We start from the raw sequence: 24606 nt of genomic DNA on the forward strand, positions 1-24606 counted from the left end.
AGCCTACAGCTGGGAGATCCCACACGCAAAGACCCCTGAGGGCGGAACTGTCCGCGGAAAGCGGGTGCCCGACGTTTTAATCAACGTTCAAATTTTGACCAATCATGATTGTACTTGCTTACTGCCCTTTTTTCATTGATGGCTTTTTGATCGATTTTTGTATAGATGCGTTCCACTTCAATTTTGTCATGCAACAGAAGTTCACGGTTTTCCTTTAGCAGTTCAGTATAAGATTTCCTTCTCCTAGACATTTTTTAATTCACCTCTCAAGTGATTGAATTCCTTCTGTAAAACTACGATCGGAAGCTCGTATAGTTGTTTATTATATTTTTTAAAAATCCCGAATTTCAGAAGTTCTTGTATAAGTTCCTCTTTTTTTGCTTCTCCCTTTGCACTTAATTGGGTAATCATCAAGGACCCTCCTTAACAAAAATACAGACTTTTGGTATTTGGGGCTGCCTAGCATCCGATCCCACATGAAGAATCTCCACTTCTTCCTATTGCTTCCCCATATAAGGGCATGCTCTGCAAAGTCTGCGCATTTCCTCCATTGTTCGTATGTACTGCTTTCATGGTGTACTTTCAATACTCGATCATATACATCAAATCCATATCGCTTCATTTTATCGGAAAGGATATCTATCGCGGCGCAGGGTTTCGAATGGGTCAGATCGCCGGCACCAAAGAATGCAACTTTCACTCCAGCAAAGTCCACTTGATCAATTTCTTCATAAAACTCGTTTGCTTCATACGGTAAATCTTCAAGATTCCATGTATATAAACCAATAAAGGCCAAATCAAAATCCTTTAAAGCATCAACTTCAACAGTATCCAATCTTTCCATATATACTTCACAGCCGACAGCCTTCATTCTATTCTTAATGTTTATAGCCATTTTCTCGGTATTACCGGATAAACTGACATAACCAATGAATACCTTCACCCATATCACCTTCCTAATTGAGAATTAATTTCATTACACATCCCACTATAAATGAAAATGATTCTCATTGTCAATTATTTACCTTCGCTAAATATATGCAGGATGAACATAAGGAACGGATAATCTTCGCCTTCCCTGTATCTGTAATGCTGTTGGAACGTTCAAATTCATTCTTCCAAAAAAAGAGCCCGTTTACTAATTAAGAGTAAACGCGCTCTTGGCTAATCTATTATCCTAAATCTTTAATCTTTGAATTAATAAAATTTTACAATATCTTCGAAAGGCAGGAACGTTTTTTCTTCTTGTTGTTCATTCGGCTCACCAAATGGCATTTGAGCTATCAACGACCACTTCCCTGGAAGATCCCAATTCTTCTTCACTTCTTCATCAATTATCGGATTATAATGTTGTAAAGATGCACCTATGCCTTCCGCTGATAAAGTCACCCATATTGCATACTGCAGCATAGCACTTCCTTGATGGGACCAATATGGAAACTGTTCTTTATAGGAGGGTGCCTTTTCTTGCATTTGTTCTATTGTTTCATTATTTTCAAAGAATAGAATGGTACCCACTCCATCACGAAATCCTTGTAATCGTTCTACAGTTGCCGCAAAGCTCTCTTCTGGAACGCGGGTACGAAGTGTTTCCTTTACAATATCCCAGAACTTTTCATGCTGGTCATCCATCACTACCACCACTCGTCCGCTTTGCATATTAAATGAAGTTGGTGCATGTAAAGCGGTTTTTAACACTTCATTCATTCTTTCTTTCGTAATATTATCGTTCTTTTTCACCTTACGGATGGAACGGCGATTGATGATTGCTTCTTGTACATTTGTTGTAGTTGCTGACATTTTAACTCCTCCAAATTATGATTCATTTAATTTTATTTAATAACACAAAAGGCTTTTAACAATTCCCCTTAACGTCACATTGCAAGCCCTCAAATTCATTCCGTTTATTTTTCGCTTCTTCCTTCTCAATGACTTGTGCCAACCTTTCTTTGCTGGCTAGTCCTTGAATAACTTCATCACCAATAATAAACGTCGGGACAGCCCTGATATCTGCTTCTTCATAAGCATGTTTGAGTGCTTGTTGATGCACTTCCCGATACTTTCGTGATACTAAAGCTTCTCTAAAGGCATCTACAGGAAGCTCAACTTCACCCGCTAGTTTTGTCAATACTTCAATATCTTCAATATTTTGTTCCTCTTGAAAAAACGCTGTAAATACTCTGTTGTGGAATTCGTTCCCTTTTCCGTGCTCCTTTGCAAAATGGCAACCTTCGAATGCCAAATGTGTATATGGATGCGGGGAGACATGGGGTAAACGCATATCAACCCCTAGCTTTTTCGCAGCAGGAAGAATGTAAGAATCCCATGAATTCAACTTATCGGGTTCCTTCCATGGATCGATTTTGGCATATGGACTCGGACGCAATTCAAATGGCATCCATTCCACTTCTACATCCTTTTCTTTCACGATTTCGTCCAAAGGTCCTTTACCTAAAAAACAAAATGGGCAAATAAAATCAGAATACGCTTTAATTTTCACTGTCATAATATATTCCCTCACTTTTCATTTTCAGTTAAACTTGTAACCAAATCAGTTACAATATAGAGCAAAAAAAATTAATATAAGAACATTGCATTCAGTTACTACACAGTCGATTGTTTCACTACCTGCTGTAATCATTTTAGTTACAGGTTGGAATAATGTCAACCATTATTTTAAAAAAGCATGAACTATTTTAAAGAAAAAAAGTTTGTAAAGAAAATACCGCTTTCTCTACAAACTTTTTTATTAAGCTTCCTTACATCTCTATTTGTTCGCTTACGGGTTCTCTCTTTTTCCTTCTCTGTTTTTTCGATTTTTTATAGTACAGCAATTCGTATATACATGGAATGACGATAAGTGTGAGCAGTGTGGAAACAGCTAGCCCGCCAATGACAACGATCGCTAAACTTTGTGAAACCAAGCTCCCTGTTTCCGCTTTTTTATATAAAAGCGGAAGCATGGCACAAATCGTTGCTACAGCCGTCATTATGATCGGACGGAATCTTGTAGCCGTCGCTTCGACGATTGCATCACGGATGATCATTTTTTCTTCGTTTTGTTTGACCCGATCCAGAAGCACAATCGCGTTTGTCACAACAATTCCAATTAACATGAGAGCACCCAGCAGTGCTGTAATATCCACTGGAATTCTACTGATAACCAATCCTAATACCGCTCCAATAGCAGCAAATGGCAAGGAAAATAGAATGGCGATCGGTGCTTTGATCGATTTAAATGTGATAACCATGATCAAAAAGACAATGCCGATCGATATTAACATCGTAAGGAACAAATCGGTAAAATCATCTGTCTGCTGAGCACTGGCTCCCCCGACTAAAACTTCAACATCATTCGGAATATCAAGGCCGTTGTTCTCCTTATCTCCAAATATCTCAAGATTTATTTTGCTTGCAATATCGGAAAGTTTAGTCGGATCGACCGTTGCCGTTAATTGAAGATATGTTTCTCCATCTTTATGGAACTGCGTCGTTGCACTCTCTTCACTCTTTAAAGAAGCAACCTTGGACACAGGAGCTAGACCGCCCTCTGTCATGATCGGAATGCTTTTTAAATCCTCCGGTTTTTTAGGATCTAAGATTGGTTCAAGGACGACAGGTGTCTGCTTATCCTGTAAAGTTATATTGCCGATAGGAGTTTTATTGAGCATGATACCTAATTGTTGACCGATTTGTTCTGTATTGCCTTTAGCCGGATCTACAGTGAATGAATAAATGGTTTTCTTTTCATCTTGGTTCGTTGTAACCTCTTCGATTCCTTTAATATCCTGAATACTTTCTTTGACCTTATTGGCCGTCAGTTCCAAATCTTCAACATTACTGCCGATCACATCTATCGTAATGTTCGTCTTTGATGCCCCCATCATAAATGAAGAGGCTTGGGCCGTAAGCTTCGCATCAGGATAGTTTTCTTGTTCCTTTTCCACTTTTTCCAGGATTGTATCCACATTTGCCTTATCCTTCACCAGAATGCCGAAAATCGCTTCTGTAGGTGATGCGACTTCTCCATATTGTGCCATCTCGGCAGAGTTTCCTAATTGCATGAAAATATTATCCACTTCACTCATACCCTGCATCGTTTCTTCTAGTTCAATCGCTTTTTCCTTTACTCTTTCATAGGGCTGATCATTTGGATAAGTTAATGTCACGGAGACATAGTCTGCTGAAGAATTATCAATCGCCCCTTTTGGCATGGCAAAATATGTACCAACGGAACCGACAAACAACAGCATCGCAACAATCAGGACAACCGATTTATGATTCAGTGACCAAGTAACTAGTTTGGTAAAACGCTTGGCAGGTCGATGTTTTGGCAGCTCCGTCCTTTTCAGCAACCCTGCGCTCATTAACGGAACAACCGTCAATGCCACAATTAAAGAAGCCAGCAATGAATAAGTGACAGTCAAAGCGAAAGGCAGAAGAAACTCTTGAAGTCCTCCATTCAATAAAGCAACCGGCAAGAAAACAGCTACAGTAGTAAGGGTTGAAGCTGTTATTGCCACTCCCACCTCTTTCGTTGCATCCATCACCAATTCGACTGAAATCTTCTCCTGCTGCATTTTCCGGAAAATATTCTCAATAACAACAATACTATCGTCCACCAAGCGCCCGATCGCTACAGCGACACCGCCCAGCGTCAAAATATTCAGCGTCACTCCCGACAATGACAGTAAAAATAACGTAAAGCCAAGAGATAGCGGTATGGATACGATTGTAATGAATGTAGATCGTACATTCCGTAAAAACACCATGATTACAATCGTAGCGAATAGCGCACCCAGCAGAACTTCTTTTACCATCGTCTGAACGGAAGTCTCCACCATATCAGCTGTAGATAAATAAATGACCGATTTCTGGTCACTATACTTTTCATTAATTTCTTTTGCTACTTTTTCAACCTCTTTACTGATTGTGACAGCATTTGATTGACTGTCCTTGATAATGCTTAAATCAATGCTTTCCTTACCATTAAAACGACTGATGAGGTTACCATCATTCGCTTCTTCAACTTTTGCTATTTCTCCAAGTGTGACATTTGGAGTGACCTTTAACGCTTTTAATTTTTCAATACTTGTTAAATCCCCGATAACCTTGATGTTACTTGCCTTCCCATCAATCACTTTTTCACCTACGGCCAGAGCTGTATTCTGACCGTTAAGGACGCTCATGACATCTTGAATGGAGACTTTCTTTTTAGCCAACTCTTCATTATCCACTTTGACTGAAAGAACGGATTGGGAAACCCCAAATGTCTGTACATCCGAAACCCCTTTAATCTCTTTATAGAGAGGCTCCAATTCTTTCTTGGTAAAGTCTATATTTTCAGCTGTTATTCCATCCTTAAAAGTAACAGATACAAATGAAATGGGAATCATTGATGTATTTAACTGTGTAACAGTAGGCTTTGACATGCTTTGTGGCAATGCTACACTGCCTAAAGCCTCTTGAACGTCCAGTTTCGCTTGTTTCATATCCGATCCGGCCTCAAAGAATAGATCTACTTTTGAAAATCCATCTCCGGTGGTGGAGGACATAGAACTCTTTCCTTTAACTCCCGTAACGGCGCTTTCAATCGGTTCTGTAACTTGTGCTTCCATCGTTTTGGAATCGGTGCCCTGCCCCATTGTGATAATCGTAACTTGTGGATTATCGGCAGATGGCAAAAATTCCATCGGCAGCTTAAAATAACTGACAACTCCTATCAACAAAATAAATATGGTTACCAATGAAACGGCAGCCTTGTTTTTAAATGACCACTTAGTAAAAAACTCCACGCACTAATCACCCCTGAATAAAATTTAGAAGAAAATAATTCCATTTCAAATCTTACCATATATTACTAATGTTGGAGTGTTAATTTTTTATTGATTTTTATATTCTTTTATGTCTCTCGATGCGGAGAACTTTTTCCACAAAAAAAAAGGCTGCCGCAGCAGCATCCAGTTTTTAGTCAAAAGAAGTTCTATCTTACTGTTAAAACAAAGTTGATTGGAGCGGGTGTTCGAGACTCCTGCGGGAAAAGCGAGTGCCTGGAGTGGAAATTAACGTCCAAAAATGAAGATACTCGATTATTTATATCCTTTGAAAAAAAGCATAACGATAGCCGAAACCATTACCCCGATAAACAATAACGGGCCGATGCCCGAGCTATACACGAAGTATACCGTGATGTGGCGAAAAATGAGCACGACAAGAAATAGGAATAACAGGAAACACAAAACCATGATCAGAGCGGTATTTTTATTCCGGTACAAGTAACCAGCCCCATTTTAGTAGCCTTATTTACACTAAGGAATGCATCCTACGAATGCATGCTAACATCAACATTCCGTTAAGAAACAATATGCACCACACGTTTTGTACTATTCTGTATACAAATAAAAAAAGGGCTGCAGCAGCAACCCGATTCTTTGTAAATCGATTGGACGAAAAAAGAAACTACATTTCCTGAAGTTCATTAACCGTTACGAACGTATACCCTTCGTTCGTTAACTCTTTTAATATCCCTTCAATCGCTTGAAGTTCTTTACCCGTATCATCATACATTGGATGCATCAGGATGATCGAACCTCGTTTTATATTTTCCTTCACATACTTCACTTTGTCAGAAGCGGTAGTGTAATAGCTATCTGGTTCCAGATTCCAGGTAATGGTCTCTCTATCATTTTTATTTAAATAATAAGGCAAACCTATGATTTTTTTCCCGTTTGGGGGCCTGACATCAATTTCACCCTTATATCCGGCGTTCTGAATTAATTTATCCGTATTCTCGATTTCCGCCTTGATATAAGAGGGCGATTTAAACACCATCCGCTTGTGGGAATACGTATGATTCCCAATCTGATGTCCCGCTTCCGCTATTTTCCCCGCTTCCTCCGGGTACTTTTCGATTTCGTTACCGATCAGGAAGAATGTAGCTTTCACATCGTATTTATCCAACAACGGCAGGATTTGATTTACATTCTTCGATGGGCCATCATCAAAAGTCAAAGCGACCACTTTTTCTTTCGTCTCGACTTTATCCGTTAATCCTCCGAATACCTGATAGGTTCTTGAATTCATTAATTTATACGTGCCAAGCAACAGCAGGAAAATAACCAGGATTCCCAATCCAATGAATATCAGTTTCTTTTTCATGCAAATACCTATCTTTCTATAAGTTTTTTAATCCAATGACCTATTATAGCAAATCACTGAAAAAAAACACTTATTGCTCTCTTCCAAAACTAACCGTCCACACTCACTTTACATGTATCAATTCAAAACGTTCACAAACCAGCAGCATATCTTTTTTAAAGGTGTGGCCGATTTTGTCCAGTTCTTCTTTAAAAAATTTTTCATGTGCGTCCCACCAGTATGTATATGTTCGATCGCCTTCCCCTTCTGCAATCGCAAACTCTACACTCACTTCATTCATGGGCAATACTTCGACTTTCACTGTTTGTATGATGGCCAAAGGCAAATCCTCACTGCTTAAAATAATGCTGTAATCACCAACGGATGGTAATGGTTCATTTTCTTCTTCATAAAAAACATACCCAGAGCATGTAGCCGTTTTTATCCCATCCATCACTAACTGAGCCAAAAGATCCGGATCGGCCCCGAATTGCCATGCACTGACTGCCTGGGGTTTTTCTTCTTCTTTCCCCTGCCAAAATTCATTCCAATATAATTCCGCTTTGACATTCATTCTATGATTCTCCATTCTATTCTTCAGCTCCACTGAGCATCACGAAAGGTTCAATTGGTTCAACTCCAACCTATCTTCAAGCTATACTCTTTAGAAAAGCCACCAACTGTTAATTTAATCTACGCGGCAATTCTATTTCACCAGTTAACACCAAAGTGATGATGATAACCCAAAATATAAAGAATGATGAGGAAAAAACCAAAGAAATGATAGAAATCACTTTTTTCTCCGTTTTCTTCAAAATTCCTATGACAGATAGGGCGATGCCGGCAACAGTAAGGAAAAATGTGATATAATCACCAGTCATGCTCCCGATATTTGCCATTCTGATAGGTGTAATAAAAACAGTAAAAAAGCAAATGATTCCAATGATGAATGAAGTAAAACTAATTACACCGTACCTCTTCTGAATACAAGCTTCGTTTTCCATCGAGCTCACCCCTTCATCAGCTTATAAATCTTATATACATCTATTAATATCTCACGAATAATTTTAACATATAATGCCAGACGAATTGTTGTGCACAAAAAAAGGGGACAAAAGACCGTCTATTAAAGCTTCATTTTCATGCCTTCATGAGTGGCTTTGAACCCTAAACGCTCATAAAACCGCAGCGTTTCTTCCCGCCTTTTATCGGTCGTCAGCTGAATGATATGGCAGCCCCGCTCCTTTGCACGGTCAATCGCATATTGAATCAGCTTGCTTCCAATGCCTTTCCCCCGTTCTGAGGATGCCGTCCGAACCCCTTCGATCGTAGCTCTCCAGCCGCCTTGATGGGCAATATAAGGCGTGAACGTGATTTGCTGCACCCCAACGATTTCCTCACCAAGACAGGCAACGATCAATTCATTATTCTCATCTGCATCAATGGATTCAAATGCTTTTAGATAGCTTTCAGGAAGCGGATTTTCATATCGTTCCCTCTCCCTCCCCAATACATCATCCGCAAGCATCTGTACGATTTCACTTAAGTCTTTTGCTGTCGCATTCCTGAATGTGATCATGTTATCCCTCCTCATTTGTACTTCCGTATCACCCTGATGAAAATCTATCGTTCATTAATAACTTCTGCCAATAGTCCGGTGCTCCTCTTTTCTGGAGGAAAAATAATCACAACTGTAAAAATGACCAACAAAAAATGGACCCCCTTTAAAAGGAAGTCCGTCAAGTAAAATCATTATTAGGTAATTGGCGCAGGATTAAACAGCGCCAAATCATTATGCAGGCCCCAATGTTCTGACCAGGTTTTCTTTTTACCGCTGGCCACTTCCAAAATAAGGTGAAAGATTTCCCATCCAACATCCTCTATGGTCGCTTCACCAGTAGCGATAGTTCCAGCATTTATATCAATCAGATCTTTCCATTGTTCGGTCAATGTATTTCGTGTAGATACTTTGATGACGGAAGCCATTGCCAGATTATAAGGTGTGCCTCTTCCAGTTGTAAAAACTTGAAGGTGCATACCGGAAGCTAGCTGAAGCGTTCCGCAAACAAAGTCACTAGCTGGTGTAGCTGCAAAAATCAGCCCTTTTTCCGCAGCTTTTTCACCTGGAGCCAATACGCCTGAAATGGGGCTGCTTCCGGATTTGGCAATGGAGCCTAATGATTTTTCCACTACATTGGCCAATCCGCCCTTTTTGTTTCCTGGCGAAGGATTGGCACTTCGATCGGCATCGCCTAAAGCAAGGTAGTTATCATACCAATCCATTTCCTTTATTAAAGCTCTCCCCACTTCTTCATTCACTGCACGAGGCGTTAATAGATGAATCGCATCCCGTACTTCTGTGACTTCAGAAAATAGAACGGTTGCCCCTGCCCTAACTAACAGATCCGTGGCATATCCTACTGCAGGGTTAGCTGTGACACCAGAGAATGCATCACTTCCCCCGCACTGGGTACCGATGATTAATTCGGAAACCGGAAATGTCTCCCGCTGCCGGCGGTTCAACTTGATTAAACGTTCCTCGGCCATTTCCATAATGGATTGGACCATTCCCGTAAATCCCTGCTGATCCTGAAGTGAAATGATATCTGAATCGTCCCCGTTTGGATTTATTCTCATTGGAGACAGTTTTTCACACCCCAATCCAACTACCAAGGCTTCCCCGCCGAAATTCGGGTGTTTCGCTAGGTTCTGTATCGTGCGGATGGGAATGACCGCTTCCGGTGCATTGATTGCTACTCCACACCCATAATTGTGATTGATGGCGACAACATCATCAACATTGGGATACTTCGGGAGAAGCTCTTTTTTTATCCGGTTCACGACGAAATCAAGCACGCCCACTACACATTGAACGCTTGTTGTAATGCCTAATATATTCTTGGTTCCAACACTGCCATCTTCATTGCGGAACCCTTGAAATGTATATCCTTCAAGTGGCGGTAAAGTTTTGGGTATTTCATTTGCTACCGGCAATTCCTTTAAATCCGGAGAAGACGGAAGTGTCACCAGTGATTCGTCAATCCAACAGCCCTTACTGATTGATTCAGCCGCATAACCGATAACTTCCCCATAGCGTATGATGGCTTCATTCTCGACTATATCCATTAAAGCCACTTTGTGGCCTTGTGGCACCCTTTCTTTCAATTCAAGCCCACATGGGAAAACGGTTCCTTGATCCAAGCCCCCCGAATTAACCACGATGGCGACATTGTCCATCCCATTCACCTTAATATAAAGCGGTACCTCAGTCAGTTGCGTTTTCATCCACTTTACCACTCCTTCGTTCTAATAAAGCAAACAGATATCACTAAACATACACGTGCCGGTAATTTTCAGCTAAAATACTGTTTCGAACACTTTTTTCCCTTATTTTACAAACACCGTTTTAATGGATGTAAAAAACTCTTTTGCTGCTTCTCCTTGTTCCCTGGAGTGGGAGCTGGAGTTTTTCATGCCGCCAAATGGCGCTTGCAATTCAACGCCTGCGCTCTCAGCGTTGACCCTGATCAATCCCGCTTCCATATCATTAACAAATGAAAGCAGATGTTTGATATTGGCTGTAAAAATCGAAGCACTTAGGCCATATTCCACGCTGTTCGCAAGTTGCAGGGCTTCTTCAACTGAATCAGCTTTCAATAAGGCAATCACCGGACCAAAAATTTCTTCCTGTACAATCGTCATATCTGACGTGCAATTATCAAAAATCGTAGGTTCTACATAAAAGCCATTTGCCTGAGGACCTTCTTCAGCACGCTTCCCGCCAATTAGAAGTGTAGCGCCTTCTTCCACTCCTTTTTCTATATAGGAAAGAACCGTATTCAATTGACTTTCACTCGCACAAGGTCCCATCCATGTCCCGCTGTCCAATCCATCCCCGATGGAAATGCCTTTCGTTTCTTTTACCAGCAGCTGCTTGAACTCCTCATAAACTTCAGCTGCAACAATGACACGGCTTGTCGCGGTACATTTTTGCCCAGTTGAGCGGAACGCACCTGTAATGACTGCTTCAACAGCCAGGTTAAGATCCGCATCCGCTGCAACGATTACCGGGTTTTTCCCGCCCATTTCAAGCTGGTATTTCGCTCCGCGTGCTAACGCCGCTTGTCCAATCCTTTTTCCAACGCCGTTTGAGCCGGTAAAGGTAATTCCGTTTACATCTTCGTGATCGGCGATGCCCTGCCCTATGACACTGCCCGGCCCTGTGACCATATTGATAACACCTGCCGGTAAACCGGCTTCTTCAAAACACTCCATGATTTTGGCACAGGTGATGGCCGTCTCGGTGGCTGGCTTCACCACAATCGTATTCCCATATACGAGAGCAGGAGCCATCTTCCAGATTGGGATGGCGATTGGGAAATTCCAAGGTGTTATGACACCCACTACACCAAGCGGGACGCGCGTCGTGAACATAAGTGCTGAACTGTCGGTGGATGGAATGACATCCCCCACCTTACGCATTCCTTCTCCTGCATAGTATTTCAGGATCGCAATGCCGCGTGCCGTTTCCCCTTTTGTTTCAGCAAATGTCTTTCCCATTTCCCGTGTTGCACATTCTGCGATCTCATCAATCCGCTTTTCAAGAATATGCGCTGCTTTATACAGATACTCCCCGCGCTCTGAACCAGCTAGTTTACGCCATTTTTCTTTCGCCTTTTTTGCCGCTTCCACAGCCAGGTTCAGGTCTTCCTTTGTAGATTTCTGTACATATCCGACAATTGCCTGTTTATCTGCCGGGTTTGAACTTTTTTCAACTTCATTTGAAATGGAAGCAACCCATTCACCGTTAATATAGTTAAGATACGTTTTTGTTTGAACTGTAGTTATCATTTATAATCCCCGCCCTTATTAAATTGATTGAATTGGTGTTTCTTTTGGAAAACGATTTACAGCATTCTCTAATATCGTTTGCATTTCTGTATAATGTTCTTTTTCCACTGGAAGAATTGGTAATCTGACTGTTTGGCCAACCGGCATTCCCATAATCTCCATACCTGCTTTAATGAGAGAAACGGCATATCCTTTTCGCTGACGGCGAATATTGTTGATTGGCATGATGACCTGTTGGTAAATTTCATTGACCGTTTCTTGATCACCACTCAAAATGCCATTATAGAATTTTCGAGAAATATGCGGGATGTAATTGGATATAGCCGATGAATATGAATCAAAGCCAAGTGGAACGTAGGCCGACATGGTAACTTCCGCAAGCGGCATTCCGTTCAGCCAGCCGAAACGTTTTCCGAAGGTTTGCGTAAGGAGTCCATTCAACTCCATATTGCCCAGACCGTCCTTGACGCCGACCACCTGCGGGACCTCAGCAAGCGCTTCCAAAGTTGAAAGTGAAAATGCCACATTATCACGCTGATATACGATGGAATTTAAGTCTGTACTCTCTGCGATGGCTTTGAAATAAGCCGCCAGACCTGCCTGTTCTCCGGTAACGAGATATGGAGGTAATATTAAATAACCATCTGCCCCTTTATCCGCAGATATTCTGGCAAGTTCGAGGGACGTTTGAATATTCCCGCCAACACCTGTGTATACCGGTACTTTTCCAGCGGTGACGGATACGGCTACCTCAACCATCGCTTCATATTCCTCTTTACTTAACGATGGATATTCCGCTGCTGCACATGCCACGAAAATAGCTTCTAGTCCCTCATCTAATAAAAATTGGATATTTTGGGCGAGTGCTTGTTCATCAAGCTTATTACTCGTTGTGAATGGTGCCACGGGAAATCCGAGAATCCCTTTAGGTGCCTTGCGAATCTTATTCATTTTTTATTCCCCCTTGTGTATTATTGTTTTATTGTAAGACAAATGAACCCTCTGGTCAATCGTATTTTTTTTATTTTCTGAAAAATGAGGCAACACTTCATCCCTCAATAATTTCGCTTCTAATATATACAAAAAAACACGATAATGAAGGAACTAAAATGAAAAACGATTTAAGAAAAAAGCCATTGACAAACAATTTTATTTGTCTTACCATTGGACAAAACTAAATATTAAGAATTTTCACGAAGGAGGAAACGGTTAACATTGTAAGCGGTATCAAATAATTAAATACGATTAAGGAAGTGAGTATATGAACGCTGAAGAAAAAGTTTTTCAACCATCTCCTAAACTGCCAAGTGCCCAGAAAAAAACACGCACACGATGGTTCATTGTCTTTATGCTCTTTTTGGTTACAGCACTGAATTATGCGGATCGTGCGACGCTATCAATTGCGGGTACGGACATGTCTGGTCAGCTTGGTCTCGATTCAGTCATGATGGGTTATGTTTTCTCCGCTTTCGCTTGGTCATATGTAGCTGGACAAATTCCAGGCGGGTGGCTTTTAGACCGTTTTGGTTCGAAAAAAGTTTACTTTTGGAGTATCACGTTATGGTCTACCTTTACGCTTTTACAAGGATTTCTCGGTTTTTTCGGTTCTGCCGGAACAGCTGTCATGGTATTGTTCGGACTGCGTTTTTTAGTTGGATTGGCAGAAGCCCCTTCCTTCCCGGCCAACAGCCGCATCGTTGCTACCTGGTTCCCAAGCCATGAACGCGGAACCGCTGCTGCCACTTTCAATTCCGCCCAGTATTTTGCAACCGTTCTCTTTGCACCGATCATGGGTTACATTACGTATAAATTTGGTTGGGAATACGTCTTCTTCTTTATGGGTGCTTTAGGAATCATCGTTGCTTTCATCTGGCTGAAAACGATTTATGGCCCAAAGGAACATCCTCGCATCAACAAAGCTGAGCTTGAATATATCGAAGCGGGCGGCGCTTTGGTCAATATGGATCAAACCAGTACAAATAAGGAGGAAAAGAAAGGCGTCAACTGGAATCATATCAAGCAGCTTTTATCAAACCGCATGCTGTTAGGTGTTTATCTCGGACAATATTGCATTACGACATTAACGTACTTTTTCCTTACATGGTTTCCTGTGTACCTTGTGCAAGAAAGGGGCATGACCATTCTTGAAGTTGGATTCGTCGCTTCCCTTCCCGCCATTTGCGGATTTTTTGGCGGCATTCTCGGAGGGACATTCTCGGATTTCTTGTTACGGAAGGGATTCTCATTGACTGTCGCCCGAAAAGTGCCAATTGTTGTTGGGATGATTCTCTCGATGAGCTTGGTGGCAGCAAACTATGTAGATACGGAATGGGTTGTCATTTTCGTTATGGCCCTCGCGTTTTTCGGTAAAGGATTTGGGGCACTCGGCTGGGCGGTAGTGGCCGATACCTCACCAAAGGAAATGTCCGGTGTCAGCGGCGGGCTTTTCAACACATTCGGTAACATTGCCGGCATTACAACACCGATTATCATCGGATATATCATTGCCACGACAGGGTCGTTTAATGGGGCGCTAGTCTTCGTATGTGCTAATGCTCTTGTCGCGATTTTAAGTTATTTATTCCTAGTTGGTGAAATTAAACGTGTAGAGTTAAAGTCATAGTAAACTAAATATTATGGTAGGGGGAATAATCATGAACAATCAATTGCTGAAGGATAATGTAAAAATCGGCACACCGGTAATTTCAGAAATGAGCGTCATTCCAGTTGCGGGCCATGACGGCATGCTTCTGAACTTGAGTGGTGCCCATGCTCCTTATTTCACCCGGAACATCGTCATTCTAAAAGACAATGCGGGGAATACTGGTGTAGGTGAAGTTCCTGGAGGCGAAAAAATCCGCCAGACACTCGAAGATGCCAAACAATTGGTAGTCGGCCAGTCCATTGGGGCATACAATAATATTCTAAATACCGTCCGTAAGCAGTTTGCGGACCGGGATGCTGGGGGGCGCGGCCTTCAGACGTTCGATCTTCGTATTGCCATTCATGCCGTAACAGCATTGGAAGCGGCACTTCTTGATTTAGTTGGCCAATATTTAGGTGTTCCAGTCGCCGCCCTTCTCGGCGAAGGACAGCAGCGTGATAAAGTGGAAATGCTGGGCTACTTATTTTATGTAGGTGACCGCAATAAAACAGATCTTGGTTATTTAAGCGAACCGGAAGCGGAAGATGACTGGATTCGCCTCCGTCATGAGGAAGCGCTGACACCCGAATCGATCGTCCGCTTGGCAGAAGCCGCCCACTCCCGCTATGGATTCAATGATTTTAAATTGAAAGGCGGGGTCTTGCGCGGGGAAGAAGAAATCGAAGCGGTGACGGCACTTGCGGAACGCTTCCCTGATGCAAGGATCACCCTTGACCCAAATGGCGGCTGGCTGCTTGAGGATGCGATTAAACTTTGCCGCGATCAACATCATGTTTTGGCTTATGCGGAAGATCCATGCGGAGCGGAAAATGGTTTTTCCGCCCGGGAAATCATGACGGAATTCAGGCGTGCAACGGGTCTTCCAACCGCTACGAATATGATTGCAACGGACTGGAGGCAAATGGGGCACTCCATTCAACTTCAATCCGTTGATATTCCTCTTGCCGATCCGCATTTTTGGACGATGCAAGGCTCCGTCCGTGTAGCTCAAATGTGTAACGACTGGGGCTTGACTTGGGGATCACACTCGAATAATCACTTTGATATTTCACTTGCCATGTTTACACACGTTGCTGCAGCCGCACCAGGTAAAATCACTGCGATCGATACCCACTGGATTTGGCAGGATGGGCAGCGTTTGACGAAAGAACCATTTAAAATTGTCGGCGGAATGGTCGATGTCCCTTCCAAACCCGGACTTGGAATTGAAGTGGATATGGAACAAATCGAGAAGGCACATCAGCTTTATAAACAAAAAGGACTTGGTGCCCGTGATGATTCAATGGCTATGCAATACTTGGTTTCCGGATGGAAGTTCAATCCAAAATCACCTTGCCTTGTCAGATGATTTTTTTCCAACAATGCGTGCGTCTCTCTCTTTAGAGCGGCGCATTTTACTTTTTTTGGACATTGACCTTCTCTTCCTCACATGCAAATAAGTGTATTATATTATATAATTAGTCTTACAGTATGAATACATATCGGATTTAACAGAAAAGGGGTTACACAATGGAAGAATCGTCAAAGAAATTAGGCGTACAATCGGTACATCGCAACACTCTTTCACAACAGGTCGTGGATCAAATTGTCCATCTGCTCGTCAGCGGACAAATGAAAGCGGGCGACAAACTGCCTCCTGAAATGGAACTTATGAAAGAACTTGAAGTAAGCCGGCCTGTTTTACGCGAGGCGCTCAGTGCGCTTGATACACTAGGGGTCATTACACGGAAAACGCGTGAAGGAACATTTTTTAACGATAAAATCGGTACACATCCATTCTCTGTCATGCTGGCGCTGGCCACTGATAATTTACCAGCGATCATCGAAGCGCGAATGGCATTGGAGTTGGGATTAGTAACAATGGCTGCCGAGAAGATCACAGACGAACAACTGGAGAAGCTGCAAGTTACGATTGACACGATTGCCAATAGTGAAGACAACGATTATGGAGAGGCCGATAAAGAATTCCACAAGATCATTGCTTTAAGTGCGAACAATCCCATTATTGAAGGCATGATCGATTCCTTATTGATCACTCATAATAAAATAAACAGCCTGATTCAATTCAGAGAGCGGGAACTGACTGTGAAGTATCATAAAGCAATCTATGCGGCACTTGCAGCACATGATCCACATGAAGCATTCAGCCAAATGTACAAGCACCTTGATTACGTCCGTCAGAAAGTCCTTCAATATTCTCACGCAAATTAATAAATCGCTTGAGAGGTATCGCAGCAAGTTATTGGTTTATCCAATCATAGGGAAAGTGGATTTTTTCAGGAAACCTATTTTGCTTCCAAGATTTCAGAGTTCAACTTATCTTTTAAATCCAATTGATAGCATAATTCTTTTTGTGAAAAACTGGATAGTAGTTGAACTATCCAGCCCCCACTTATCCACTTTCGATTGAAATCACCCGATGAATCCAAAACCTTCTTCATGTAAATTGATGGCTAACCTCCCTCCCCTCCAATTAATCCACACACACAAAAATGCATCCCTGCTTGCTGGCAGGAATGCATGTATCAGTCACCAAGTTCTTGACCATCCTCTTTTTAATTTACGGCTTAATATGCACTCCACCCAGCATCTGCAGTGATGACAGTACCATTAACAAAACTGGAATCGTCTGAAGCAAGGAATAATGCCACTTTAGCGATTTCTTCAGGTTTGCCATTGCGTGGATTGATGGCCATGCCCAATTGTTGGCGAGAGATGCCAAACTCATTGATACTCGTCATGCTGGTACCGATATTGGTTTCAACTCCGCCTGGTGCTATTGCATTGCAGCGAATCCCTTTATTGGCATACATGAAGCCCGTGTTTTTCGTGAACCCAACCACTGCATGTTTAGAGGCAGTGTATGCCGCTCCAGCTCAAGCACCGTACAAACCGCCAGCAGAAGCAATATTGATGATGATCCCTTTTTGTTTTTCTAAAAAGATTGGCAAAACTTTTCTAGTCGAACGCATGACGCTTGTCGTGTTAATGGCAAAAATCCGATCCCATTTAGAATCTTCAATGTCACCGGCAGGTTCCATGCCGTCCATGATACCCGCGTTATTCACCAAAATATCCACCGTACCATACGTATTGACCGTAGTATCGATCAAATGCTGAATATCTTCCTCCACCGCCACGTTCGTTTTAATGGCAAATGCCATTCCGCCATTCGCTTTTATTTCTTCCACCGTCTCGTTCGCACCATCAAGATTTAAATCCGATACGACGACTTTAGCTCCTTCTCTAGCATAATCTATAGCAATTTGTTTCCCCATGCCTGATGCTGCGCCTGTCACTACTGCAACTTTGTCTTGTAATTTCATTTGAACTCCCCCATTCATTCTAGTGAAGTGATACTTATTGTACAGATGTTCATTAACTACCTTCCTTTATAGTATAATTAGTTTCAGTAGGCTTACACAATCAGCAAATGATGTACTCGATGTTGAACAATGAACAGAAAACGGTATTATGTTCATTAAAATTACAATAACGAACAAAGGATGAAGAAAATGACTGATAATAATACTGGGATTGATAGAAGGATCAGGAAATCCAAAATGGCTTTGAAAGAATCCCTTATATCATTAATGCAAAGTAAGGATTTCAGGGAGATATCGATTACTGACATTGTAGAACTCGCCGACCTTAATCGGGGTACATTTTATAAACACTATCAGTACAAAGAGGAACTGCTTGAAGAGGTCATGGAGGATGTGATTGCCGATTTGATCATATCGTACCGGGAACCTTATAAGAATGTCGAAACTTTCACCATCAATGAACTAACGGCTTCAGTCATTAAAATATTTGAACATGTAGCTAACCATGCAAACATTTATACCCTCATCTTAAAGTCGAATGCATGGCCTACATTACTGGAACGGATTTGTAATGAGTTAAAGAAACTTCCATTGGAGGACCTGGAAGATTACCAACCGAACCCTAAGGTCAATAAAGAACTTGCCTCCAGTTACCAAGCATATGCGATATTAGGCATGATCATCGAATGGGTCAACACTGGCTTTAAATATAGCGCTGACTATATGGCTGAGCAGTTGCTGGAAATCCTTAATAATAAATCGGTAAATGCCGTCTTTAAAATAAACCATTTAAAGCAAAAATAAGAGGGCGCATCGGCAACCCTCCTATCGCATTAAAGCTCCTGTCCTTTGGAAAGAAATCTTTTTACCACAGACAAGAAAGCTGGTAAATTATCTTCATGGACAAAGTGTCCGGCATCCTCTATCGTCACCAATTCGCAATTCGGGATAAGCTCGGAAACTTCTTGCAATTTGTTTTGGGGAATATGGCTGGCCCCGCCGCCTATAACAAGTGTCGGCATCATAATATCGGTAAGGCGCGCCCACCATTCGGGATCGGGTTCATTAAGCTGTTGTAGAATCGAAGGCACCACCTGCCAATCAAACGGCAGTGGGACAGAAGGTCTGGAAGGAACCTCCATTGGTTTATCCGAGAAAGGAGGTGGCGTGTCTTCGACAATCAACCTTGCTATCCTCGAAGGAAAAGTTTGTGAGAAAAGATAGGAAACTGTTCCCCCCATGGAATGCCCCATTAGCAAAAACCTTTCCAAATCAAGCGCATCCGCAAAATGAAGCAAATCATCACACATCAATTCAAAAGTATATGTATTAGTTCTCGCACTTCCACCGTGGCCCCGTTGATCTAAAGCTAAAACACGATAATTTTCTCCTAATGCGACGGCCGCTTGTTCCCAGGATTCCGAATTTTTTCCCAGCGCGTGAAGAACAACAAGCGGTGGTGCAGAAACATCCCCGCTCTCCCGATATTGAAACGTGAGTCCATTCAACTCAATTTGATTAACCCGTATTTCCATCTCCATTCATCTCCCTGGATGGATTCGTCATTTTGAACCCGATCTAATTTTTAGAAAAACCTCCTAAAATACTATGTACACTATAGATAAATTATACTTTTATGCCTTCATCCATTTATTCATCCTTTGGCCTAGCGGAGTTGGCCGCAGCGAAGTAGTCCATGACAAATAACCGAAATTGCTTGGCTACTGGGGTGAAGTAGCGTTTTTCTGACCAGCCGAGCCCTATTGTCCTTTTACATGCAGGTTCGGTTATCCGGATTTTATGGGATAATGATCCGGTTTGATGGAGCCATGTCAATTCGGATACGAATGCGACCCCCAATCCTTTCCTGACAAGATCCGAGATGACAGCTGGTTCATCTCCTTCGAATGCGATGTGCTGGACGAATCCCGCTTCGAGGCAAAATTGGTCGGTTAGGCTGCGGAACCCGAAGCCAGTGTTCATGCTGATGAATGGTTCATCTTTCACTTCTTGGAGTGTAATGCTTCCCCTGCCTGCAAGCCGGTGATTGGGGGGCACGATCAAGTATATTTCTTCGGTGATCAGCGGTTCCCACTTTAAGTCTGGTCCTTCGATCGGAACGGATGATATGCAATAATCAATTTCGCCTTCAATTAGAAGCTGTTTCATGGATGATATGGATTTTAGGAACTGTTGAAAACGGACATCCGGGTATTGAGATAAAAATGCACTTAATAAATCAGGCAGAACCCTGGGAATGGAAACGGCCAAGGTGATGTTCTTTTGGTCTTGGTCTGTTAATTCCACTATTTCGCGCCTCCCTTCATTCAGTTCCGCAAAAGCGCGTTCGACCCGGTTCAAGAATATTCGTCCGGCTGCATTGAGCCTGATTTTGCGGTGTTCCCTATCGAACAATGCGACTCCCAAATCCTCTTCAAGCCGAGATATGGTTTTACTGAGGGATGGCTGAGCAATCTGAAGATGTTCCGCAGCCCGGGTCATATGTTCCAGACGTGCTACGGTTTGAAAGTACTGCAGCTGTAAGATTTCCATTTTCCCACTCTTTTCACATAGATTTAAATCTATTATTACATAATCAATTATGTATTATACAGTATATAAAAAAGCCATTATGATGAAATAATCTCTTAACTAGAAAGGGCAGGCTCTTATAATGAAAGGTTTACAACTTGTATTTCAAGATATAAAAGCGATGTGGAAACATAAACACGGGAGAATCGCCTTGATTTTCCTTTTGGTCGTTCCATTGATCTACTCGGGATTTTTCTTGGCAGGCTATTGGAACCCTTATGGAAAATTGGATCAGCTGCCTGTAGCAGTGGTCAATCTCGATAATGGCTCGGAAATGGATGATAAGCCAGTCGAGGCTGGAGCTGATTTCGTTGAACAATTGAAAAAGCAGAAAGAATTGGACTTTCACTTTGTCACGGCAAAAGAGGCTAATACAGGTCTTGAAGCTGGTACCTATTATATGGTTGTCACGATTCCGGAAGATTTCTCGAAAAATGTCACCACTTTAATGGATAAAAAACCGGAAACGGCTAAACTTTTGTATACTGTCAATCCAGGCAAGAACTTCGTTGCCTCACAGATCAGCTCTACTGCTGTTGAAAAGATGACTGCAAAAATCAACGCAAGCATCACGAAAGTCTATTCTGAAGGCATCCTTTCGAAATTCCAGGAGGTTTCTAACGGCTTGGCGGATGCCGGGGATGGAGCGGAAAAGCTTCATCAAGGAACAGCAGATGCGAAAAGCGGCAGTGTGAAATTGGCTGGTGGCATTCAGGATTTGAATGATGGCGCCCAGAAGCTGCAAACAGGAAGCACCAAGCTTTTGGATGGACAAGAAGCCTTAGCGGATGGTGCGGATGGATTAACATCAGGTTCCCAGAACTTATATACTGGCATGAAGCGGATATCTGATGGGCATGACTCATTGGAAAATGGGATGAATGAAGTAAGGAAGGGTGTTGAGAACTGGTCAGCCGGAAATGCAAAATTGATGCAAGGGCAAGAACAGGCTGCCGTTACAGCGAAAACTCTTAAGAAACAATTGGATGACTATACGAAAAGTCATCCTGAAGCAATAAAGGATCAAGACTTCAAGCAAATCGTTGCCCTATCAGAAGGTTTAGCCAAAACAGCCACCACTTTAAATGCCGGTCAAAAGCAATTGGGCGAAGGTGCTGCAAAAGTGGCTGATGGTCAAGAAACCATTCAAACCGGGATGAATACCTTTGGTGATAAAATGGCACAAGCTACCTCGGGTGCTAAGCGATTATACGAGGGCACCGAAGAATTCGCGAATGGATTCTCTAAATGGACAAATGGTTTCTCCCATTTAAATGCCGGAATCGATTCGCTAGCTGGCGGGAGCAGCCAGCTAGCCAGTGGATCGGCGGAACTTCAAGACGGACTGGCTTTGCTCGAAACGGGTTCAAACAAGTTATCCTCCAGGCTTAATGAAGCTGCCGATAAAACGGCCAGTCTTCAGTACGACGATTCGACCACTTCGATGTTCTCTGAACCCGTGCAATTGGTCCAATCAAAGCTATCTGAAGTTCCTAACTATGGAACCGGAATTGCTCCTTATTTCCTGTCATTGGCCTTTTATGTAGGCGGCATCATGGCTTCCAATATCTTGCCGCTTGGCCGCAGGCAGAATCTTAGGGTTACCGGAACCGTTCATTTCACGAATAAATTAATGCTGGTATATGTAATCGGCTTGATTCAGGCACTTCTAGTGGATGCAGTCGTCCTTCTTGGATTCCATTTACATGTAGCCAGTGTCCTAGTATTCATTCTATCAAGCATCATCGTTTCATTTACCTTCATGACATTCATCCTTATGTTGGTGACCGTATTCGGAGTGGTTGGCAAATTCGCAGCAGTGACCCTTCTCGTGTTCCAATTGGCTACCTGCGGCGGAACATTCCCAGGAGAACTTGGCATGTCATTATTGACGAAAATCGGTCAATTTTTACCTATGGCCCACTCATTGAAGGAACTTCAGGAAGTCATCTCATTAGGAGGCTGGGAAAACTTGCGGATGCAGATTTGGATCTTGCTCGCCTATCTCGTTTCCGCAGCGATCATTGGCTGGATAGCCAGTCATATCCAGCATGCAAAAGCAACTTCAGAGGAAGTGACATCTTGATGTGAAAAAGCGCAGTGCAAATGGCACTGCGCTCATTGTAGACAAAAGAGGTTCGGAAAACATTCTTTCATCAAATGATGTTCCCAAACCAACACCTTCAACTCATCAGGTATGGTTTCTATCTAAATGTTATAACAATGTTGATTGGAGAGAAAGGTGCGAGACTCATGCTTAGAAAAGCGCGTCTAGGTAGACCCCACAGGTGCAAGCCGAGGAGGCTTCCTGACCGCCCGCGGAAAGCTTAGTACCTGTAGCTGAAATCAACGTCCAAATTGTACAAGCCATAAAAAACTGCAGGCAAACTCGATTTCCTCGAATTTGGTGATCGAATTATTCCGCCTTACTTAGCCTGAATTACATTCCGTTAGGCTGAAGTTAGAAAAAGCCCTATGCTGCCTGAACTTTTTCAGGTGGCATAGGGCCTTTTATTGTTTCATTTAAGCGGTTTGATCTTTTTTCACAGCTGGTTTTTCTTCAGCCGGCCATGCGCGCTTAATGAATAATGCCAGAATCAGCGCCACACCGGCAATGAAGGTAGATACAAAGAAGGAGAAGTTAATTCCATCCAGCATTGCCTGCATCCCGATTTGGGCTTTCATTTGGCCCATCATCTCAGCGGTGGGCTGGCTTGTTAATTTGCTCATCGCTTTCGTCATTAAATCTTCGGCAGTAGAAGCTGCACGGTTAGACATGACCGTAACGAGCAATGCCGTACCGATCGCACCGGAAATTTGGTTCAGTGTGTTATTCATGGCTGTACCATGCGGGTTCATGCGGGCTGGCAGCGAGTTCAAACCATTTGTCATGATCGGCATCATGGACATTGACATCCCGAAGGAACGAACGGAAAACAGGATTACAATTTCTGTATACGTAGTTTCCATTGATAATTTACTTAGCAAATACGTAGTTACTACGGTGATAAGCAAACCGATCGAAGCAAGGATGCGGGCACCGAACTTATCGAAAAGCTTACCGGTAACCGGTGACATGAGGGCCATCAATAGTGCACCTGGAAGCATCAGTAATCCAGAATCGAATGGTGAAATGCCACGTACTGTTTGTGTGTACATCGGAATTAAGATCATCCCCGAGAACATCGCCATGTTCAGTACGATTGAGATCGTTGCGGATAAAGCGAACATCGGGTGCTTGAAGATCTTGAACTCAAGCATCGGTGTATCCATTTTAAGCTGGCGTGAAATGAAAAGGATCAGGGAAATGGCACCGACAATCAGTGTTCCATATACCCACGGGCTATCCCAACCCTTGCTGCCTGCCGAACTGAATCCGTAAAGCAGGCCTCCAAAGCCCAAGCTGGATAGGATGACCGATAATTTATCGATCTTGATATCGACTTTTTCCTTGTGGTCTTTAAGTTTAAAGAAGCCGAAAATAAGCACTAGTAAAGCTAGCGGAGTAATGAAATGGAATAGCATTCTCCAATCATAATGTTCGATGATCCAGCCTGATAGCGTCGGCCCGATTGCAGGGGCAAACATCATGACCAAACCGAATAGTCCCATTGCCGAGCCCCGTTTTTCAACAGGGAAAGAAGTTAAAAGTACGTTCATTAATAATGGCATCATGATTGCCGAACCGGCAGCCTGAACCATACGTGCGCTCAATAATAGCGGGAATACATGCGCTACACCTGCCACGATCGTCCCGATTGAGAATAGGAGCATGGCTGTCAGGAACAGATTACGTACCGAATATTTTTTTATTAAGAAGGCAGTTGTCGGAATCATGATTCCGTTCACGAGCATGTAGCCCGTTGTCAGCCATTGGACTGTGGAAGTCTCGATTCCCAGGTCTATTTGGATTGATGGCAGTGCAATATTTAAAAGGGTTGAATTCAGTATCGATATGAACGCACCGACCATCAGTATGGCCAAAATGCCATACGAACCCTTTTTCTCATTTATTTGTGCAGTACTCACTTTTTA

Annotated in this window: 21 protein-coding genes and 1 pseudogene; 5 read left to right on the forward strand and 17 right to left on the reverse strand. The window is 42.6% G+C overall.

All coding sequences use genetic code 11. The features are described from left to right. Nucleotides 1–80: 80 nt before the first annotated feature. The 13 genes from ACIQYG_RS11320 to kdgD form a co-directional block, all read right to left on the reverse strand. Nucleotides 81–251 carry an FbpB family small basic protein gene (locus ACIQYG_RS11320; protein ID WP_402838035.1) on the reverse strand — a complete coding sequence of 57 codons (171 nt, stop codon included), beginning with the start codon at nucleotides 249–251 and terminating at the stop codon, nucleotides 81–83. Then, nucleotides 244–411, reverse strand: a complete 168-nt coding sequence (locus ACIQYG_RS11325; RefSeq protein ID WP_081088695.1) for a Fur-regulated basic protein FbpA — start codon at nucleotides 409–411, stop codon at nucleotides 244–246. Before ACIQYG_RS11325 ends, ACIQYG_RS11320 begins: the two co-directional genes overlap by 8 nt. Beyond that, a complete protein-coding gene (locus tag ACIQYG_RS11330; RefSeq protein ID WP_402838037.1) occupies nucleotides 332–943 on the reverse strand; it encodes a flavodoxin domain-containing protein in 612 nt (203 codons plus the stop codon). The genes ACIQYG_RS11325 and ACIQYG_RS11330 overlap by 80 nt, the downstream gene beginning before the upstream one ends. A gap of 254 nt (nucleotides 944–1197) precedes the next feature. Then, nucleotides 1198–1800, reverse strand: a complete 603-nt coding sequence (locus tag ACIQYG_RS11335) for a nitroreductase family protein (RefSeq protein ID WP_402838038.1) — start codon at nucleotides 1798–1800, stop codon at nucleotides 1198–1200. Nucleotides 1801–1855: 55 nt separating this feature from the next. Further along, a complete protein-coding gene (locus tag ACIQYG_RS11340) occupies nucleotides 1856–2506 on the reverse strand; it encodes a DsbA family oxidoreductase (protein WP_402838040.1) in 651 nt (216 codons plus the stop codon). Between the two features lie 253 nt (nucleotides 2507–2759). After that, nucleotides 2760–5795, reverse strand: coding sequence for an efflux RND transporter permease subunit (locus ACIQYG_RS11345; protein ID WP_402838042.1), 3036 nt, complete (start codon nucleotides 5793–5795; stop codon nucleotides 2760–2762). 664 nt (nucleotides 5796–6459) lie between these two features. Further along, the gene (locus ACIQYG_RS11350) at nucleotides 6460–7158 is read right to left on the reverse strand and encodes a polysaccharide deacetylase family protein (protein ID WP_402838044.1); all 699 of its coding nucleotides are present in this window, start codon (nucleotides 7156–7158) and stop codon (nucleotides 6460–6462) included. Nucleotides 7159–7261: 103 nt separating this feature from the next. Further along, nucleotides 7262–7711, reverse strand: coding sequence for an ASCH domain-containing protein (locus ACIQYG_RS11355; RefSeq protein ID WP_402838045.1), 450 nt, complete (start codon nucleotides 7709–7711; stop codon nucleotides 7262–7264). Nucleotides 7712–7820: 109 nt separating this feature from the next. Continuing rightward, nucleotides 7821–8141 (reverse strand): hypothetical protein, encoded by a 321-nt coding sequence (locus tag ACIQYG_RS11360; RefSeq protein ID WP_402838047.1) that lies wholly within the window; start codon nucleotides 8139–8141, stop codon nucleotides 7821–7823. 122 nt (nucleotides 8142–8263) lie between these two features. Next, the gene (locus tag ACIQYG_RS11365) at nucleotides 8264–8716 is read right to left on the reverse strand and encodes a GNAT family N-acetyltransferase (RefSeq protein ID WP_402838048.1); all 453 of its coding nucleotides are present in this window, start codon (nucleotides 8714–8716) and stop codon (nucleotides 8264–8266) included. Between the two features lie 176 nt (nucleotides 8717–8892). Continuing rightward, nucleotides 8893–10422, reverse strand: a complete 1530-nt coding sequence (gene garD / locus ACIQYG_RS11370) for a galactarate dehydratase (protein WP_402838050.1) — start codon at nucleotides 10420–10422, stop codon at nucleotides 8893–8895. Nucleotides 10423–10524: 102 nt separating this feature from the next. Next, nucleotides 10525–11988, reverse strand: a complete 1464-nt coding sequence (gene gucD, locus ACIQYG_RS11375; RefSeq protein ID WP_402838053.1) for an alpha-ketoglutaric semialdehyde dehydrogenase GucD — start codon at nucleotides 11986–11988, stop codon at nucleotides 10525–10527. Between the two features lie 18 nt (nucleotides 11989–12006). Continuing rightward, a complete protein-coding gene (gene kdgD, locus ACIQYG_RS11380) occupies nucleotides 12007–12939 on the reverse strand; it encodes a 5-dehydro-4-deoxyglucarate dehydratase (RefSeq protein WP_402838055.1) in 933 nt (310 codons plus the stop codon). A 310-nt stretch (nucleotides 12940–13249) separates the two neighbouring features. Between kdgD and ACIQYG_RS11385 the strand changes: the two genes are divergently transcribed. The 3 genes from ACIQYG_RS11385 to ACIQYG_RS11395 all read left to right on the forward strand — a co-directional run bounded on the left by ACIQYG_RS11385 (nucleotide 13250) and on the right by ACIQYG_RS11395 (nucleotide 16864). Further along, nucleotides 13250–14611 (forward strand): MFS transporter, encoded by a 1362-nt coding sequence (locus ACIQYG_RS11385; RefSeq protein WP_402838056.1) that lies wholly within the window; start codon nucleotides 13250–13252, stop codon nucleotides 14609–14611. A gap of 31 nt (nucleotides 14612–14642) precedes the next feature. Continuing rightward, on the forward strand, nucleotides 14643–16001 hold the full coding sequence (gene gudD, locus ACIQYG_RS11390; protein WP_402838058.1) for a glucarate dehydratase: 1359 nt from the start codon (nucleotides 14643–14645) through the stop codon (nucleotides 15999–16001). Nucleotides 16002–16162: 161 nt separating this feature from the next. Next, nucleotides 16163–16864 (forward strand): FadR/GntR family transcriptional regulator, encoded by a 702-nt coding sequence (locus ACIQYG_RS11395; protein WP_063232459.1) that lies wholly within the window; start codon nucleotides 16163–16165, stop codon nucleotides 16862–16864. Nucleotides 16865–17220: 356 nt separating this feature from the next. Here ACIQYG_RS11395 and ACIQYG_RS11400 read toward each other — a convergent pair. Next, nucleotides 17221–17979: pseudogene (locus tag ACIQYG_RS11400) on the reverse strand (SDR family oxidoreductase). A gap of 189 nt (nucleotides 17980–18168) precedes the next feature. Between ACIQYG_RS11400 and ACIQYG_RS11405 the strand changes: the two are divergent. Beyond that, entirely contained in the window at nucleotides 18169–18783 is a 615-nt protein-coding gene (locus tag ACIQYG_RS11405; RefSeq protein ID WP_402838061.1) for a TetR/AcrR family transcriptional regulator, read from the forward strand. Nucleotides 18784–18812: 29 nt separating this feature from the next. Here the strand turns inward: ACIQYG_RS11405 and ACIQYG_RS11410 are convergent, their stop codons facing one another. Together ACIQYG_RS11410 and ACIQYG_RS11415 are read right to left on the reverse strand one after the other, a co-directional pair. Next, nucleotides 18813–19514 (reverse strand): alpha/beta fold hydrolase, encoded by a 702-nt coding sequence (locus ACIQYG_RS11410; protein WP_402838063.1) that lies wholly within the window; start codon nucleotides 19512–19514, stop codon nucleotides 18813–18815. Between the two features lie 115 nt (nucleotides 19515–19629). Next, a complete protein-coding gene (locus ACIQYG_RS11415) occupies nucleotides 19630–20532 on the reverse strand; it encodes a LysR family transcriptional regulator (protein WP_402838065.1) in 903 nt (300 codons plus the stop codon). A gap of 121 nt (nucleotides 20533–20653) precedes the next feature. On the opposite strand from ACIQYG_RS11415, the gene ACIQYG_RS11420 reads away from it, so the two are divergent. Next, nucleotides 20654–22657 carry a YhgE/Pip family protein gene (locus tag ACIQYG_RS11420; protein WP_402838067.1) on the forward strand — a complete coding sequence of 668 codons (2004 nt, stop codon included), beginning with the start codon at nucleotides 20654–20656 and terminating at the stop codon, nucleotides 22655–22657. A 437-nt stretch (nucleotides 22658–23094) separates the two neighbouring features. Here ACIQYG_RS11420 and ACIQYG_RS11425 read toward each other — a convergent pair whose 3' ends face one another. Beyond that, nucleotides 23095–24543, reverse strand: coding sequence for a DHA2 family efflux MFS transporter permease subunit (locus ACIQYG_RS11425; protein WP_402838472.1), 1449 nt, complete (start codon nucleotides 24541–24543; stop codon nucleotides 23095–23097). Nucleotides 24544–24606: the final 63 nt, after the last annotated feature.

Source organism: Peribacillus sp. NPDC096622 (assembly GCF_044762665.1).
Classification (GTDB): Bacteria; Bacillota; Bacilli; order Bacillales; family DSM-1321; genus Peribacillus; species Peribacillus frigoritolerans_B.

Excerpts from the sequence above, each read along its gene's own strand:
- kdgD (WP_402838055.1), bottom strand. The coding sequence starts at position 12,939 with ATGAATAAGATTCGCAAGGCACCTAAAGGGATTCTCGGATTTCCCGTG.
- ACIQYG_RS11335 (WP_402838038.1), bottom strand. The coding sequence starts at position 1,800 with ATGTCAGCAACTACAACAAATGTACAAGAAGCAATCATCAATCGCCGT.
- ACIQYG_RS11385 (WP_402838056.1), top strand. The coding sequence starts at position 13,250 with ATGAACGCTGAAGAAAAAGTTTTTCAACCATCTCCTAAACTGCCAAGT.
- ACIQYG_RS11340 (WP_402838040.1), bottom strand. The coding sequence starts at position 2,506 with ATGACAGTGAAAATTAAAGCGTATTCTGATTTTATTTGCCCATTTTGT.
- ACIQYG_RS11325 (WP_081088695.1), bottom strand. The coding sequence starts at position 411 with ATGATTACCCAATTAAGTGCAAAGGGAGAAGCAAAAAAAGAGGAACTT.
- gudD (WP_402838058.1), top strand. The coding sequence starts at position 14,643 with ATGAACAATCAATTGCTGAAGGATAATGTAAAAATCGGCACACCGGTA.
- ACIQYG_RS11410 (WP_402838063.1), bottom strand. The coding sequence starts at position 19,514 with ATGGAAATACGGGTTAATCAAATTGAGTTGAATGGACTCACGTTTCAA.
- ACIQYG_RS11425 (WP_402838472.1), bottom strand. The coding sequence starts at position 24,543 with ATGGTCGGTGCGTTCATATCGATACTGAATTCAACCCTTTTAAATATT.
- ACIQYG_RS11395 (WP_063232459.1), top strand. The coding sequence starts at position 16,163 with ATGGAAGAATCGTCAAAGAAATTAGGCGTACAATCGGTACATCGCAAC.
- ACIQYG_RS11365 (WP_402838048.1), bottom strand. The coding sequence starts at position 8,716 with ATGATCACATTCAGGAATGCGACAGCAAAAGACTTAAGTGAAATCGTA.
- ACIQYG_RS11355 (WP_402838045.1), bottom strand. The coding sequence starts at position 7,711 with ATGAATGTCAAAGCGGAATTATATTGGAATGAATTTTGGCAGGGGAAA.
- ACIQYG_RS11405 (WP_402838061.1), top strand. The coding sequence starts at position 18,169 with ATGACTGATAATAATACTGGGATTGATAGAAGGATCAGGAAATCCAAA.
- ACIQYG_RS11420 (WP_402838067.1), top strand. The coding sequence starts at position 20,654 with ATGAAAGGTTTACAACTTGTATTTCAAGATATAAAAGCGATGTGGAAA.
- gucD (WP_402838053.1), bottom strand. The coding sequence starts at position 11,988 with ATGATAACTACAGTTCAAACAAAAACGTATCTTAACTATATTAACGGT.
- garD (WP_402838050.1), bottom strand. The coding sequence starts at position 10,422 with ATGAAAACGCAACTGACTGAGGTACCGCTTTATATTAAGGTGAATGGG.
- ACIQYG_RS11360 (WP_402838047.1), bottom strand. The coding sequence starts at position 8,141 with ATGGAAAACGAAGCTTGTATTCAGAAGAGGTACGGTGTAATTAGTTTT.
- ACIQYG_RS11320 (WP_402838035.1), bottom strand. The coding sequence starts at position 251 with ATGTCTAGGAGAAGGAAATCTTATACTGAACTGCTAAAGGAAAACCGT.
- ACIQYG_RS11350 (WP_402838044.1), bottom strand. The coding sequence starts at position 7,158 with ATGAAAAAGAAACTGATATTCATTGGATTGGGAATCCTGGTTATTTTC.
- ACIQYG_RS11415 (WP_402838065.1), bottom strand. The coding sequence starts at position 20,532 with ATGGAAATCTTACAGCTGCAGTACTTTCAAACCGTAGCACGTCTGGAA.